Below are 15,225 nucleotides of genomic sequence, written 5' to 3' on the forward strand. Positions count from 1 at the left end.
AACTCATGGTGCCCCTGTGAAGGTTGGTGTTCGATATGCCCGATACGTTTTTGTGACCTTGGCGGATCGGGGTGCCGTGGGGCGGGCAGGGCCCCCGATTCACCACGTCACGCGCCCGCCCGCTCGCTCTCCGTGCCCGGTCGGTCATGCGCTCTTGGTCACTCCGCCCCCACCTGTCAGTGCGCCCGCCCGGTGGGCCTGTGCAGCGGGTCATGGCCGGGGTCGCGACGCCTGGCACGGCACCTCGCGGCGTTGCCGAAACGCCCGGATAGCTCCGCTATCAGGACGCTCCGGCGCCTTGCGATGCACCGCACCAGCCGCCGCGCCCTACCCGGCCCTGACCCGCCGCACAGGCCCTAGACTCGTACAGCGATGAGCAGCCTCTTTGACGACAGCTTCCTGGCCGGCCTCCAGCAACCGGAGGAAGGGCCCCCGCCGCCCCCCGAGGACTCCGCGCCCGACGAGGTGCCGGAGGACCTTTTCGCGGGCGTCTACGACGGGCCCCCGCCGCCCCGCGAGGCGTACTACCGGGACGGCGCCCACCGCCCCGTCCTCGACGCCGCCGCCCTGCTCGACGGTCTGAACACCGAGCAGCGCGCCGCCGTGGTGCACTCCGGGTCCCCGCTGCTCATCGTCGCCGGGGCCGGCTCCGGCAAGACCCGGGTGCTGACCCACCGCATCGCCCATCTGCTGGCCGAGCGCGGGGTGCACCCGGGCCAGATCCTCGCGATCACCTTCACCAACAAGGCCGCGGGCGAGATGAAGGAGCGCGTCGAACAGCTCGTCGGACCCCGGGTCAACGCCATGTGGGTCATGACCTTCCACAGCGCGTGCGTCCGCATCCTGCGCCGCGAGTCGAAGAAGCTCGGCTTCACGTCCTCGTTCTCGATCTACGACGCCGCCGACTCCAAGCGCCTGATGGCCCTGGTCTGCCGCGATCTCGACCTCGACCCCAAGCGCTTCCCCCCGAAGTCGTTCACGGCGAAGGTCTCGAACCTGAAGAACGAGCTGATCGACGAGGAGACCTTCGCCGGCCAGGCCACCGACGGTTTCGAGAAGACCCTCGCCCAGGCGTACACGCTCTACCAGGCCCGCCTGCGCGAGGCCAACGCGCTGGACTTCGACGACATCATCATGACGACGGTCCACCTGCTCCAGGCGTTCCCCGACGTCGCCGAGCACTACCGCCGCCGCTTCCGCCACATCCTCGTCGACGAGTACCAGGACACCAACCACGCCCAGTACACCCTCGTACGGGAGCTGGTCGGCCCCACCGGCCCCGACGACGCCCCCGGCGAGCTGTGCGTGGTGGGTGACGCGGACCAGTCCATCTACGCCTTCCGCGGCGCCACCATCCGCAACATCCTCCAGTTCGAAGAGGACTACCCGGACGCGACCACCATCCTGCTGGAGCAGAACTACCGCTCCACGCAGACGATCCTCTCCGCCGCCAACGCCGTCATCGAGCGCAACGAGAGCCGCCGCCCCAAGAACCTCTGGACCAAGGCCGGCACCGGCGCCCGGATCACCGGCTACGTCGCGGACACCGAGCACGACGAGGCCCAGTTCGTCGCCGACGAGATCGACCGGCTGACCGACACGGACGAGGCGAGGGCCGGGGACGTCGCCGTCTTCTACCGGACGAACGCGCAGTCCCGTGTCTTCGAGGAGATCTTCATCCGCGTCGGCCTGCCCTACAAGGTCGTCGGCGGCGTGCGCTTCTACGAGCGCAAGGAGGTCCGGGACGTCCTGGCCTACCTCCGGGTCCTCGCCAACCCCGAGGACACCGTCCCGCTGCGGCGCATCCTCAACGTCCCCAAGCGCGGCATCGGCGACCGCGCCGAGGCCATGATCGACGCCCTCTCGCTGCGCGAGAAGATCTCCTTCGCGCAGGCCCTGCGCCGGGTCGACGAGGCGTACGGCATGGCCGCGCGCTCGGCCAACGCCGTCAAGCGGTTCAACACGCTGATGGAGGAGCTGCGCACGATCGTCGAGTCCGGCGCCGGACCCGCCGTGGTCCTGGAGGCCGTCCTGGAGCGCACGGGCTATCTCGCCGAACTCCAGTCGTCCACCGACCCGCAGGACGAGACCCGCATCGAGAACCTTCAGGAACTCGCCGCCGTCGCCCTCGAATTCGAGCAGGAGCGCGGCGAGGAGGAGGGCGCGGGCACCCTGGCCGAGTTCCTGGAGAAGGTCGCGCTCGTCGCGGACTCCGACCAGATCCCCGACGAGGACACCGACGGCTCCGGCGTCATCACGCTGATGACCCTGCACACCGCCAAGGGCCTCGAATTCCCGGTGGTCTTCCTCACCGGCATGGAGGACGGCGTCTTCCCGCACATGCGGGCGCTCGGCCAGACCAAGGAGCTGGAGGAGGAGCGCCGGCTCGCGTACGTCGGCATCACCCGCGCCCGCGAACGCCTCTACCTCACCCGCGCCGCCATGCGCAGCGCCTGGGGCCAGCCGGCGTACAACCCGCCGTCGCGGTTCCTGGAAGAGATCCCCGACCAGCACCTGGACTGGAAGCGCAAGGGCCCGATGGCGGCCCCGGCGGGTCCGACCGGGGGCATCGCCTCCTCGCTCTCCGCCTCCCGCGCGCGCTCCGGCCCCTCCGGCTTCGCGACCCGGCGGGCCTCGGAGAAGCCGACGGTCGCGCTGGCGGTCGGCGACCGGGTCACCCACGACCAGTTCGGTCTGGGCACGGTGACGGCGGTCGAGGGCGTGGGCGACCAGGCCAAGGCCACGGTGGACTTCGGCGACGAACGCCCGAAGAAGCTGCTCCTGCGGTACGCGCCGGTCGAGAAGCTGTAGCCCCCGTTCGTTCCCGGGGAGCCCGCCCGGCTTCCCGGGGACGCGGAAGGCCCCCGGGAACGGCTCAGGCCGCAGCCGGGTTCAGGTGGGGTCGACGCCGTGGCTGCGGAGCCAGGTCAGCGGGTTGATCGCCGCGCCGCCGCCGGGCCGCACCTCGAAGTGCAGATGGGGTCCGGTCGAGTTGCCCGTGTCGCCGGAGTACGCGATGACGTCACCGGCCTTGACCGGGCCGGAGCGGATCCGGGTGGTGGAGAGGTGGCAGTACCAGGTCTCCGTGCCGTCGGCCATGGTGACGATGGCCATGTTCCCGTACGCCGAGTTGAACTGCGTGCGCACGGTGCCGTCCGTCGCCGCCATCACCGGCGTGCCGGGGCCGACGGGGAAGTCGATGCCGGTGTGCACCGACATCCAGTTGACGCCCGCCTGGCCGAAGTACGCGCTGAGGCCGTGCTGCTTGACGGGCAGCATGAACTTGGGGCGCAGTGCCTCCTTGCGGGCCGCCTCCTGGTCGCGCCGCTTCTTCTCGGCGGCCTGCCGCGCCTTGAGGTCGATGCGCTCCTGGGTGCGGCTGGCGCGGTCCGCGAAGTTCTCCGCGTCGGCGCTGAGGTTGGCGAGCTGCGTGTCCAGCTTGTTGTTGGCCGCGACCGGTTTGACGGTGCCGGGGTCGGCGGCCGCCATGGACATCGTGTCGTCCTTCTTGTCCTCGCCGCCGCCGATGCCGCCCACGGAGGCCGCGGCGATGCCCGCCACGCTCATCACGCAGGCGGAGGGGACGGCGACGGTGAGGAGCGCGGAGCGCTTGGCGGGGGAGCGCCTGCGGCTGCGACCGCCCCGCGCGGGCCGGCTCGCGGGACGGTGGCCCTCTGCGGCGGCGTTCGCGGGCGCGTGACCGGCGTCCTCGGAGCCGGTCTGCTCGGCCTCGGCGGCGGCGCGGTAGGGCTCGTAGGGGTCGAAGGCGGAGCCGCTGTCGGGGTCCACATCCGCCTCGGGTGCGGGCGCGGACGCGGGGACAGGAGTTTCGCTGACCGCCGTGTGCTCGTACGTGTCCTGCGGGGGCGTGTCCTGCGGAGCGGCCGAGGTCCCGGTGTTCCAGGCGGTGGCGTCGTACGCGCCGGTGTCGTACCCGGTGGTGTCCGTGGCCGCCCACTGGCCGTCCGCGTACCAGGCGGTGGTGTCCCACTGGCCCGAGGAATCGGGGGCGCCGCCCTGGGCCGGGACCGTCGGCAGATAGCCGTCGGTCGGCAGCCACGTCGCCGTCGCCCCCGTGTCGTAGCCGGAGGTGTCGTACGCGTGCCCGGTGCCGTACGCCTCGCCGGTGCCGTGCGCGTGCCCGGTGCCGTAGGTCTCGGTGGTGCCGTACGCGTCCGAAATGCCGTACGAGTCCGGTGTGCCGTACGCGTCCGTCGTGTTGCCGTACGCGTCGGGGGCGCCGTATGTGTCGAACGAGGGGTGCTGCTGGGGCTCCGCCGTGTACGCCGCGTAATCGGCGGGGTGGTCGTAGCCGACCGTCCGGTGCCCGCCCGTGTCCCACTGGGCCGTGTCGTACGTGCCGGTGTAGCCGGTCGGGGCGTCGGCCGCGTACGGGGAGGCGTAACCGGTCGCGGTGTCGTACGAGGCGTCGTGGCCACCGGGCAGGGAGCCGAAGAGCGGGTCGCTGTCGAAGCTGCCCGTGGAGTGGCCGTCGTACCCGGCGTACCCGGCGTAGGGGGGCTGGTCGTTCACCAACTTCTCTCTCGCCTCGGCAGCAGGACCAGTCTCCGGCGTCCGGTGGGGGACTCCGGAGGGTAAGCAGTGGCCGCGACTGTACCCGGCGGTATGCGACGCCGACAATCTTCGACGGCCCCCGCGCGCTCAGGAAACGGGCAATCGGCCGTCTTTCGGCGGGCCGTGCACACAGCCTTGGCTCTATGTTCGAAACTCGTTCGATTCATTGGGGCTCGCGAGAGGCCCGCAGGGGCGCTCCGAGGGCGCTCGGAGGCAGAAGGGGGCAGTCCGGGGGCGCGTACTCAGGCGACCGAGGCTGTGCCTGTGCCACTGCCGGTGCCGGTGACTCCGTGGTCCGGGATCTCGTCGTCCAGCGCCTGGCGGACGGCGGCGGTGACGGCCGGGTGCACCGGCAGGGCGAGATGGCCGATCCCGGTGACGCGGACGTTGACCGCGTCCAGGTCCGGATGGTCGACGCAGGCCGCCTCGGCGGGCACGATCACCTGGTCCAGCTCGCCCCAGAAGCTGACGAAGCGCGTCCGGCAGCCGGGCGCGGGCAGCCGGAGCTCCTGGATGGGCTCCGAGTCGCTGAGCATCTGGCGGGCGATGGGGTGGGCGCCGGCCAGCCGGGCGAGTGCGGTGCCGCCGTGCGGGGTGCCGAGCGTGACGACGGTGCGGACCCGCTGGTCACCGCCCAGCCGCTGGACGTAGTAGCGCGCGATGAGACCGCCGAGGCTGTGCCCCACGATGTCGATCTCCCGCTGTCCGGTGCGGGCGCAGATCTCCTCCACATGCCGGGCGAGCAGTTCGGCGGCGGTGCGGATCTCGCAGGTCAGCGGGGAGTAGTTGAGTGATTCCAGATGGTGCCAGCCGTGCCGGGCCAGCGAGCGGCGCAGCAGCACGAAGACGGAGCGGTTGTCGATGAACCCGTGCAGCAGGACGACCGGCCGGTGTCCGGGGCCCGACGTGGGCAGTGCGGTGGGCCGGTCCGCCGGGCCGGAGTCACGCCCCGCCGGGCCCGCTGCCGGGTCGGTCGCCTTGCCCCGCGTCTTGCCTGTCGCCCTGCCGGTCGCCGGGTCGGTCGACGTGTCCGTGGAGGGGGTGTTCGCGGGGTGCCGTTCATCGGTCACCCCGGTGGGGTACAGCAGGGCGTGTCCGGCGAGCACCACCAGTTCCAGCGCGGTCGCTCTCAGCACCGCCCCGGACATCCGGGGCACGGAGGGGAGGGGCGGCACGGACGGCCTGGACCACATGGACGACAGTGACGGCATCGAGGGGAGAAACGGCGGGGTCCGCATGATCGACCTCCTGCTCCGATACCGGAAGAGGAGCGACCTGCTGCGTCCCGTCCGCCCTGGCGAGGCGGCCGGCGGGCGAGCCGTACCACCGTGCCGTGCGGCTGACGGCGCGGTGGCACGACGGCCTCGTCGCGGCTCTCCCGGCGGCCGCACCCCTCGCGGCGGAACTGCCGCGTCCTGACGGGGGAACGGTGCCCGGTGAACATGTCCCACGTGTGATTTCCCCCTCCCCGCCCACCGCGAAACGGCACCGTGCGGGATGCTGTCGATAACGTTCGTTCACATCCCCGGCCCTTCCGGCACGGGAAACGCATGTGGAGGCAGTGATGGGTGTGACCGGTCCGATCCGTGTGGTGGTGGCGAAGCCGGGCCTCGACGGGCATGACCGCGGGGCGAAGGTGATCGCGCGGGCCCTGCGCGACGCGGGGATGGAGGTCATCTACACCGGCCTCCACCAGACGCCCGAGCAGATCGTGGACACCGCGATCCAGGAGGACGCCGACGCGATCGGCCTCTCGATCCTCTCCGGCGCGCACAACACGCTCTTCGCCAAGGTGATCGACCTGCTGAAGGAGCGCGACGCGGCCGACATCAAGGTCTTCGGCGGCGGCATCATCCCGGACGACGACATCCCGCAGCTGAAGGCGCAGGGCGTCGCGGAGATCTTCACCCCGGGCGCGACGACCACCGCGATCGTCGACTGGGTCAACGCCAACGTCCGCCACCCGGCAGAAGCCTGAACCGCACGGCCCTCCGGCCGTCCGGCACCTTCGGGTGCTCCGGTGCTCCGGTGCTCTGGCAGCCTGGCGGCCAGGCCCTCCGGCGGCCCGGCCGTCCGGTTCTCCGGCTTTCGGGGAACGGGTGGGGTGGCGTGCGGCGGTCATGCGTACGGCCGCACACCACCCCGCTCGTTCTACGGCCCCGCTACGTGCGACCCCGCGCGGGCACGCTCCGTGACGCCCTTCACTCTCCGTCCCCCGGTGTCAGCTCCTCGTCCATCGCCGCCCGGAGCCGCAAGGTGGAGACGAGGCGCTGGAACGCCTCCGACCAGTAGCCGTTCGCACCCGGTGCCGCGTCCTCGGGCTCGTCGGGTGTGGTGGTCAGGATCTCCAGCCGGTCCGCCTCGGCCGGGTCCAGACAGCGCTCGGCCAGGCCCATCACCCCGCTGAAGCTCCACGGATAGCTGCCCGCGTCCCGCGCGATGTCGAGGGCGTCCACGACGGCCCGCCCGAGCGGCCGCGCCCACGGGGTCGGGCAGACCCCGAGCAGCTGGAACGCCTCGGACAGCCCGTGCGCGGCGATGAACCCGGCGACCCACTCCGCCCGCTCCTCCGCCGGCAGCACGGCCAGGAGCTTCGAGCGCTCGGCCAGCGACGCCGTGCCGGGACCGTGCGACGGAGGCGTCGACGGCGCGCCGAGCAGGGCCCGCGCCCACACGGGATCCCGCTGTCTGACGGCCGCCCGGCACCAGGCCGCGTGCAGTTCCTCGCCCCAGCCGTCGGCCACCGGCAGCGCCACGATCTCCCGCGCCCCGCGCCCGCCGAACCGCCCCGGCCACACGGACAGTGGCGACGACTCCACCAACTGCCCCAGCCACCACGAGCGTTCACCCCGCCCGGACGGCGGCTGCGCCACCACCCCGTCCCGCTGCATGTCCGCGTCGCACTCGTGCGGGGCCTCCACGGCCACGAACGGCTCCGTGCCGGTGAGCCCGGTGCTGACGCAGGTCAGGGCGCGCGCCGCCATCCGCCCGGCGAACGCCGAGGCGGGGAGCGCCGACAGCAACTCGGCGGCCGTGGCCCGCACATTCCGGCTGCGGTCGGCGAGGGCCCGCTCCAGGAACTTCTCATCCCCGCCGGACAGGCCGGTGCGCAGCGAGTCGATGAACATCAGCCGGTCCTCGGCCCGTTCGGTGGGCCAGGTGGTCTCCAGCAGGGCGCGGGCCGCCGCCGGGTCGTGCGCCCGGACGGCGGCGAGCAGGGCGATCCGCTCCGCGAACAGCCCCTCCTCCCAGAGCCGGCCCACCCCCTCCCGGTCCGTCACCTCGGGCAGCAGCGCGCTCCCGGACGCGCCGCGCAGCGCGAACCTCCAGTCCGGGTTCAGCCCGGCCAGCCACAGCCCGCGCGGACCTGCGAAGGCCAGTGCCCCGGGCCGCAGGTCCGTCCGGGCGCGGGCCGCCTCCAGCAGAGCGGGCAGCACGGCGTCCGGCGCCCGGTAGCCGTGCCGGTTGGCGGTGGCCAGCCACTGCGGGATCAGCTCCGTCAGATCCGGGGCGGCCCCGCGTCTGCCGCCCGCACCGCCCGCCCCCGCCCGGTCCGCGAGCAACTGCGCCAGCCGGCTCCGGGCCGCCTCGGGCGGTACGGGACGCGGGTCCTCGGGCGCCGGGGCGGGCCGGGGCGCGGCGGGCGCGGGCAGCAGTCCCGCCCGCCGCCGGACGGTGTGCACGGCGGCGGCGTCCAGCAGGGCCGCCGCCGCACCGTCGGGACCGGGCCGGGACGCCACTCCGAGCGGCCGCCGGTCCGTCCCCAGCAGCGCCGAGGTGACCAGCTCCTCCCACGGCACGGACACGGGCGCGACCGGTACCGCCGCGGTGGTTCGGGACATCGCTCCTCCAGGGGTCACGGAGTCAGGGGTCGGAGGGTCGGGGCACGGCGGGAGGCGGTGGGGGACGGCGGTGGGAGGGTCCGGGACGCCGGGGCATCCCGGACGTCACGGGATCACCGGGGTCAGGGACTCCTCGGGGCGGTCGTCCGGCCAGGCCGCGAGGGGGTCGAAGCCCCGGTGGCCGCAGGTGCCGAAGACGGTCAGCGGGCCGCCGCCGGAGAGCGCGACGAGCTTCCACAGCGCGGGCCGGGACAGCGCCGGCGCGGCGACCGGCAGCGCCGTGTCCCCGTGCGCGTCGGCCAGTTGCCACCCCTCGGCGGTCGGGATCGGTATGACCCCGCGCAGCGTGACCGGCCAGGACTCCAGCCAGGGATCGCCGGCCAGGGCCGTCCCGTACGCCGCGATCCCACCCGCGACATCGACCCCGGGCGGTGGCGGCCCGCCGGGCTCGGGCGCGCCGAACCGGGTGCCCAGCTCGGCCCGGAGCCGGCCCGCCCCCGGGAACGGGGTCAGCTCGGCGTCGAGCGCGAGGCCGACCGGCAGGGCGGTCGCCGGGGGCCGCCCGGGGGCGCCGAAGGAGAGCAGCAGGGCCGTGCGGCCCGACTCCCGTCCGTACAGCCAGATCCGGCGGGCCATGATCTTGCCCTCGGGGGTGTCGTACTGCGCGAGGACCAGCCAGCGGTCACGGACGGCCGGCCCCTCGGCGGCGGAGGGCAGACCGACCCGGGTGCGGACCGTCGCGGCCAGCGGCGCGGGCAGCGTGTCGACGCCCAGCCACGCCGTGTCCAGCAGATGCAGCAGCGCGCACTCCTCCAGCATCCGCACCGGCCAGCCCGGCCCGGAGGACGCCACCGCCGCCAACTCCCGTGCCCGGCCCGCCAGGCCCGGTGCCTGCGCGTCCACCATCCGGGCCGCGGTCTCCTCCCACAGCCCGTGCCCGGACTGCTCGGACGCCGCGAGCCCGCCGCGCAGCAGATCACTGAGCCGCCGCTCCAACTCCCGCGCGCCGCCGCCGATCCGCTCCGCCCGGCGCTCGGCCCGCCGCCGCGCCGCCTCCGGATCGGCCGGACCGACCCCCTTCGCTCCGCCCTCCTTCACCCCGGCCCCGTCCGCCGCCCCCGGCCCCTCCCCGGCGCGGGCCCGACGGGCGGTCAGCCACGCACCGGCCCAGTCCGGCGGGACCTCCGCGCCCGGCCGCCAGTCGCCGGAGGCGCGGAGCAGCAGCAGCCCCAGCGCGTGCTTGCACGGGAACTTCCGGCTCGGGCAGCCGCATTGATACGCCGGGCCCGCGGTGTCCACCACCGTCCGGTACGGCGTGCGGCCACTGCCCCGGCACAGCCCCCACACCGCACCTGCCGCGTCCTCCCCGGTGTCCGACCACGGACCGGGCGCACCCAGCGCGTTGCCCGCCCGGCGTGAGGCGTCGTCAGGAGCCAGGGCCAGCACCTGATCCACCGTCCAGCGCGCCGCCGGAGCAGCGGCGCCCAAGGGTTCTCCCCCGTCAGTCAGCAGCATGGTCCCGACCGTAGGCGACCCCACTGACAACAGCCTCCGACCTGCGGAAAGGCGGATTGTCAGTGCCATGGTGCACGGTGGAAGCACATCAGGTCCGACCGATCTGGAGGGGGAACCATGACCGTGTCCGCAACCACCGCAGCCGTCGGCGCCCAGGCCCTGCGCCCGCACGCCGAGGACGCCTTCGCCGACGAGCTGAAGGCGCTCGCCGCCGCCGACGACCGCCCCCGCCCCCCGCGTTGGCGCCTCTCGCCCTGGGCCGTCACCACGTATCTGCTCGGCGGCACCCTGCCCGACGGCACGGTGATCACCCCGAAGTACGTGGGCCCGCGCCGCCTCGTCGAGGTTGCCGTCAGCACGCTCGCCACCGACCGCGCGCTGCTCCTCCTCGGCGTTCCCGGCACGGCGAAGACCTGGGTCTCCGAGCATCTCGCCGCCGCCGTCAGCGGGGACTCCACGCTCCTCGTCCAGGGCACCGCGGGCACCCCGGAGGAAGCCCTCCGCTACGGCTGGAACTACGCGCAGTTGCTCGCCCACGGCCCCAGCCGCGAGGCCCTGGTGCCGAGCCCGCTGATGCGCGCCATGTCCGAGGGCATGACCGCCCGGATCGAGGAGCTGACCCGTATCCCGGCGGACGTCCAGGACTCGCTGATCACGATCCTGTCGGAGAAGATCCTGCCCCTGCCCGAACTGGGCCAGGAGGTCCAGGCCGTCCGCGGGTTCAACGTCATCGCCACGGCCAACGACCGCGACCGGGGGGTCAACGAGCTGTCCAGCGCCCTGCGCCGGCGCTTCAACACCGTGGTGCTCCCGCTGCCCGCCACGCCCGAGGCGGAGGTCGACATCGTCTCCCGCCGGGTCGGCCAGATCGGCCGCTCCCTCGACCTGCCGCCCGCCCCCGACGGCCTGGCGGAGATCCGCCGCGTCGTCACGGTCTTCCGTGAACTGCGCGACGGCGTCACGGCCGACGGCCGCACCAGGATCAAGTCCCCCTCCGGGACGCTGTCCACGGCCGAGGCCATCTCCGTCGTCACCCACGGCCTCGCCCTCGCCGCCCACTTCGGCGACGGTGTGCTGCGCCCCGGTGACGTCGCCGCCGGCATCCTCGGTGCCGTCGTCCGCGACCCGGCCGCCGACCGGGTCGTCTGGCAGGAGTATCTGGAGACGGTCGTGCGCGAGCGGGACGGCTGGAAGGACTTCTACCGCGCCTGCCGTGAGGTCTCCGTATGACCACCGCGCACCCGCCCCACGACGGCCCGCTGCTGCTCGGCGTGCGGCACCACGGACCGGGCTCGGCCCGCGCCGTCCGCGCCGCCCTGGACGCCGCCCGCCCGAGCGCCGTTCTCATCGAGGGCCCGCCCGAGGCGGACGCCCTGCTGCCGCTCGCCGCCGACGACCGGATGCGACCGCCCGTCGCCCTGCTCGCCCATGCGGTGGACGACCCGGGACGCGCCGCGTTCTGGCCGTTCGCCGCGTTCTCCCCGGAATGGACCGCGCTCCGCTGGGCCCTGGCGCATGAGGTCCCCGTCCGCTTCATCGACCTCCCCGCCGCGCACAGCCTGGCCGGGGAGGCGGACAGCGCGGGAACAGAGGGAGAAGGAACAGAAGGAGAAGGAGCGAGGGGAGGGGGAGCGGGCGGCGAGGAGGAAGGGGAGGGCGCGGTCGGCGGCGCGGCCAGGTCCGTGCCCCTCGACCCGATCCGGGTGCTGGCCGAGACCGCCGGGTACGACGACCCCGAGCGCTGGTGGGAGGACGTCGTCGAGCACCGCCTCCCGGACGCCCCCGGCGAGGGCGCCGGCCCCCTGGCCGCCTTCGACGCGCTGGCCGACGCCATGTCCGCGCTGCGCGAGGCGTACGGGGACGGCGGGCAGCCCGGGGACACGCTCCGCGAGGCGTCTATGCGCCTCCAACTGCGCGCCGCGCGCAAGGAGTTCGGTGACGGCGTCGCCGTCGTCTGCGGCGCCTGGCACGTGCCCGCGCTCCGCACGCGGACCACGCTCGCCGCCGACCGGGCGCTCCTCAAGGGCCTGCCCAAGGTCAGGACGGAGCTGACTTGGGTGCCCTGGACGCACCAACGCCTCGCCCGGCACAGCGGATACGGGGCGGGCATCGACGCCCCCGGCTGGTACGCGCACCTGTTCGCCGCCCCCGACCGCCCCGTCGCCCGCTGGATGACCAAGGTCGCCGGACTTCTGCGCGAGGAGGACCGGTTCGTCTCCTCCGCCCATGTCATCGAGGCGGTCCGGCTGGCCGAGACCCTCGCCGCTGTCCGGGGCCGGCCGCTCGCCGGCCTGGGCGAGGCCACCGACGCGGTGCGGGCCGTGATGTGCGACGGCTCCGACGTGCCGCTCGCCCTCGTCCGGGACCGGCTGGTCGTCGGCGTCGCCCTCGGTGAGGTCCCCGACACGGCCCCCGCCGTGCCGCTCCGGCGCGACCTCGAACGGCAGCAGCGCACCCTGCGCCTCAAGCCGGAGGCGGCCGAACGGGAACTGGACCTCGATCTCCGCAAGGACACCGACGCCGCGCGCAGCCGCCTGCTGCACCGGCTGCGGCTGCTCGGCATCGGCTGGGGCGAGCCCGCGAGCGGCCGGGGGAGCACCGGCACCTTCCGGGAGAGCTGGCGGCTGCGCTGGGAGCCCGAGCTGTACGTCCGCGTCGCGGAAGCGGGCGTCTGGGGGACCACGGTGCTCGCCGCCGCCACCGCGCGCGCCGAGTCCGAGGCCCTGGCGGCCCCCGCGCTCGCGGACGTCACCGCCCTGGCCGAGCGCTGCCTGCTCGCCGGACTGCCCGGCGCGCTCCCCGCCGTGATGCGGGTGCTCGCCGACCGGGCCGCACTCGACACCGACGTCGGCCACCTCGCCGACGCCCTGCCCGCCCTGGCCCGCACCCTGCGCTACGGCGACGTCCGCGCCACGGACACCACCGCGCTGGGCGAGGTGGCGGCCGGACTCGCCGAGCGGATCTGCGTCGCCCTGCCCCCCGCCTGCACCGGCCTCGACACCGACGCGGCCACCGCCCTGCGCACCCGGATCGACGGAGTGCACACGGCGATCGGCCTGCTCGCCGGAGCCGTGCCGGAGAACGCGGACGGGCTGCGCGGGCGCTGGCGGACCGTCCTGCGCGGACTCACCGCCCGCGACACCGTCGCCGGAGTGATCCGGGGCCGGGCGGCCCGGCTGCTCCTGGACGACGGGCACCTCGCCCAGGACGACGCCGCCCGGCTGATGGGCCTCGCCCTGTCACCCGGCACACCGCCCGCCGACGCCGCCGCCTGGATCGAGGGCTTCGTCGGCGGCGCGGCCGGGGGCGGCCTGCTCCTCGTCCACGACGAGCGGCTGCTCGCCCTCGTCGACGCCTGGCTCACCTCGGTCCCCGCCGGCACCTTCACCGATGTGCTGCCGCTGCTGCGCCGCACCTTCTCGGCGTACGAACCGGGCGTGCGCCGCACCCTGGGCGAGCTGGTCCGGCGCGGCCCGTCCACGGCGGCCCTCCCGGGCACCCCGTCCGCGCCCGGCCACGCCCCTCCGGCCCCGGGCTTCGGCCCCGCCCTCGACACCGCCCGCGCCGACGCGGTGCTGCCGGTCCTGCGCCTCCTCCTCGGCCTGGACACCGACGCGACGGCCGGCCCGGGAGGGGCGGCGCCGGGGCCCGCCCCCCTGACGACCCCCGGCTCCCCACCCACCACATCGACCGCACCGGCCACGTCAGCCGAACCGGCCGGACCGACCGCACCAACCACACCAGCCGGACTCACCGCAGCAACCACATCAACCACGCCGACCGCACCAACCACACCGCCCCGGCCCGCAACCGGGGCACCGGCCCACGAGACCCGAACAGCGACGGCAGAACTGGGGGCGACGGGATGACGACGACCGGAGCGGCCACCGGCGGAGCGACGACCGGCGGAGCGGCCACCGAGGGCGGGGCGGCCACCGGCGGAGCGACGATCGGCGGGCCGGTCACCGACGGCGGGCCGGTCACCGACGGCGGGCCGGCCATCGACGGCGGGCCGGTGACGGCGGGCCCGGGGCCGGACGGGGAGGCTGAACGGCTGCGGCGGTGGCGGCTGGTGCTCGGGGCGGACGGCGCGGACGGCACCGGTCGCACGCTCACCGGGCGGGACGCGGCGATGGACGGCGCGCTGACCGCGCTCTACGAGGGCGGCGGGCGGCCCGGCGGCGGACCGGGCGGAGGGCGGACGGCCGGGCTCGGGGCCTCGGCCCCGTCCATGGCCCGCTGGCTCGGCGACATCCGGACGTACTTCCCGGCCTCCGTCGTCCAGGTCATGCAGCGCGACGCCATCGACCGGCTCGGCCTGTCCGCGCTCCTGCTCGAACCGGAGATGCTGGAGGCCGTCGAGCCCGACGTCCACCTCGTCGGCACCCTGCTCTCGCTCACCAAGGCCATGCCCGAGACGACGAAGGAGACCGCGCGGGCCGTCGTGCGCGCGGTGGTCGAGAAGCTGGAGCGGCGGCTGTCCACCCGGACCAGGACCGCGCTCACCGGTGCCCTGGACCGTTCCGCGAGGACCGCCCGGCCCCGCCACCACGCGATCGACTGGGACCGCACCATCCGCGCCAACCTCAAGAACTATCTGGAGCTGCCCGGCCGGGACGGCGCCGGCACGGTCGTGCCGGAACGGCTCATCGGGTACGGACGGGCCGCGCGGTCGGTGCGGAAGGACGTCGTCCTCTGCATCGACCAGTCCGGCTCCATGGCCGCCTCGGTGGTGTACGCCTCGGTGTTCGGCGCCGTGCTGGCGTCCATGCGCGCGCTGAACACCCGGCTGGTCGTCTTCGACACCGCGGTCGTCGACCTCACCGACCGGATCGACGACCCCGTGGACGTCCTGTTCGGCACCCAGCTCGGCGGCGGCACCGACATCAATCGCGCCCTGGCCTACTGCCAGTCGCGGATCACCCGCCCGGCGGAGACCGTCCTCGTGCTGATCAGCGACCTCTACGAGGGCGGGATCCGCGACGAGATGCTGAAGCGGGTGGCCGCGATGAAGGCGTCCGGGGTCCAGTTCGTCACCCTGCTGGCCCTCTCCGACGAGGGCGCGCCCTCCTACGACCGCGCCCACGCGGCGGCGCTGGCGGCCCTGGGTGCCCCGGCCTTCGCCTGCACCCCGGACCTCTTCCCCGAGGTGATGGCGGCGGCCGTCGAGAAACGTCCGCTGCCGATACCGGACCAGGAAGGCGGACGGTAGCGGCGCGGCGGCCGGCGCCGGCCGCCGCGACCGCCCCGGCCGGGGCCAGACGCCGCGACCGGCCGGCAGGTCCGGCCGCAG

9 protein-coding genes are annotated in these 15,225 nt (G+C 74.6%); 5 read left to right on the forward strand and 4 right to left on the reverse strand.

The window, feature by feature from the left end; genetic code table 11:
* Positions 1 to 372 precede the first annotated feature (372 nt).
* Entirely contained in the window at positions 373 to 2,811 is a 2,439-nt protein-coding gene (gene pcrA / locus ACWCXC_RS24615) for a DNA helicase PcrA (RefSeq protein ID WP_450890548.1), read from the forward strand.
* A gap of 81 nt (positions 2,812 to 2,892) precedes the next feature.
* Here pcrA and ACWCXC_RS24620 read toward each other — a convergent pair whose 3' ends face one another.
* Together ACWCXC_RS24620 and ACWCXC_RS24625 are read right to left on the reverse strand one after the other, a co-directional pair.
* Entirely contained in the window at positions 2,893 to 4,533 is a 1,641-nt protein-coding gene (locus tag ACWCXC_RS24620; RefSeq protein WP_450682858.1) for a peptidoglycan DD-metalloendopeptidase family protein, read from the reverse strand.
* Positions 4,534 to 4,817: 284 nt separating this feature from the next.
* On the reverse strand, positions 4,818 to 5,813 hold the full coding sequence (locus tag ACWCXC_RS24625; protein WP_450890549.1) for an esterase/lipase family protein: 996 nt from the start codon (positions 5,811 to 5,813) through the stop codon (positions 4,818 to 4,820).
* Between the two features lie 326 nt (positions 5,814 to 6,139).
* Between ACWCXC_RS24625 and ACWCXC_RS24630 the strand changes: the two genes are divergently transcribed.
* Positions 6,140 to 6,553 (forward strand): cobalamin B12-binding domain-containing protein, encoded by a 414-nt coding sequence (locus tag ACWCXC_RS24630; RefSeq protein ID WP_450682857.1) that lies wholly within the window; start codon positions 6,140 to 6,142, stop codon positions 6,551 to 6,553.
* A 223-nt stretch (positions 6,554 to 6,776) separates the two neighbouring features.
* Here ACWCXC_RS24630 and ACWCXC_RS24635 read toward each other — a convergent pair whose 3' ends face one another.
* Both ACWCXC_RS24635 and ACWCXC_RS24640 read right to left on the reverse strand, forming a co-directional pair.
* Positions 6,777 to 8,417: a DUF5691 domain-containing protein gene (locus ACWCXC_RS24635; protein WP_450890550.1), complete on the reverse strand. Its 1,641-nt coding sequence runs from the start codon at positions 8,415 to 8,417 to the stop codon at positions 6,777 to 6,779.
* A gap of 105 nt (positions 8,418 to 8,522) precedes the next feature.
* Positions 8,523 to 9,932 carry an SWIM zinc finger family protein gene (locus ACWCXC_RS24640; RefSeq protein WP_450890551.1) on the reverse strand — a complete coding sequence of 470 codons (1,410 nt, stop codon included), beginning with the start codon at positions 9,930 to 9,932 and terminating at the stop codon, positions 8,523 to 8,525.
* A gap of 117 nt (positions 9,933 to 10,049) precedes the next feature.
* On the opposite strand from ACWCXC_RS24640, the gene ACWCXC_RS24645 reads away from it, so the two are divergent.
* The 3 genes from ACWCXC_RS24645 to ACWCXC_RS24655 are packed head-to-tail and all read left to right on the forward strand — an operon-like array spanning position 10,050 to position 15,144.
* Entirely contained in the window at positions 10,050 to 11,162 is a 1,113-nt protein-coding gene (locus tag ACWCXC_RS24645; protein WP_450890552.1) for an ATP-binding protein, read from the forward strand.
* Positions 11,159 to 13,801, forward strand: a complete 2,643-nt coding sequence (locus ACWCXC_RS24650) for a DUF5682 family protein (protein ID WP_450890553.1) — start codon at positions 11,159 to 11,161, stop codon at positions 13,799 to 13,801. The genes ACWCXC_RS24645 and ACWCXC_RS24650 overlap by 4 nt, the downstream gene beginning before the upstream one ends.
* Positions 13,798 to 15,144 (forward strand): vWA domain-containing protein, encoded by a 1,347-nt coding sequence (locus tag ACWCXC_RS24655; protein WP_450890554.1) that lies wholly within the window; start codon positions 13,798 to 13,800, stop codon positions 15,142 to 15,144. Before ACWCXC_RS24650 ends, ACWCXC_RS24655 begins: the two co-directional genes overlap by 4 nt.
* Positions 15,145 to 15,225: the final 81 nt, after the last annotated feature.

Source organism: Streptomyces sp. NPDC001515 (genome assembly GCF_053597115.1).

Excerpts from the sequence above, each read along its gene's own strand:
- pcrA (WP_450890548.1), top strand. The coding sequence starts at position 373 with ATGAGCAGCCTCTTTGACGACAGCTTCCTGGCCGGCCTCCAGCAACCG.
- ACWCXC_RS24625 (WP_450890549.1), bottom strand. The coding sequence starts at position 5,813 with ATGCGGACCCCGCCGTTTCTCCCCTCGATGCCGTCACTGTCGTCCATG.
- ACWCXC_RS24630 (WP_450682857.1), top strand. The coding sequence starts at position 6,140 with ATGGGTGTGACCGGTCCGATCCGTGTGGTGGTGGCGAAGCCGGGCCTC.
- ACWCXC_RS24635 (WP_450890550.1), bottom strand. The coding sequence starts at position 8,417 with ATGTCCCGAACCACCGCGGCGGTACCGGTCGCGCCCGTGTCCGTGCCG.
- ACWCXC_RS24640 (WP_450890551.1), bottom strand. The coding sequence starts at position 9,932 with ATGCTGCTGACTGACGGGGGAGAACCCTTGGGCGCCGCTGCTCCGGCG.
- ACWCXC_RS24645 (WP_450890552.1), top strand. The coding sequence starts at position 10,050 with ATGACCGTGTCCGCAACCACCGCAGCCGTCGGCGCCCAGGCCCTGCGC.
- ACWCXC_RS24650 (WP_450890553.1), top strand. The coding sequence starts at position 11,159 with ATGACCACCGCGCACCCGCCCCACGACGGCCCGCTGCTGCTCGGCGTG.
- ACWCXC_RS24655 (WP_450890554.1), top strand. The coding sequence starts at position 13,798 with ATGACGACGACCGGAGCGGCCACCGGCGGAGCGACGACCGGCGGAGCG.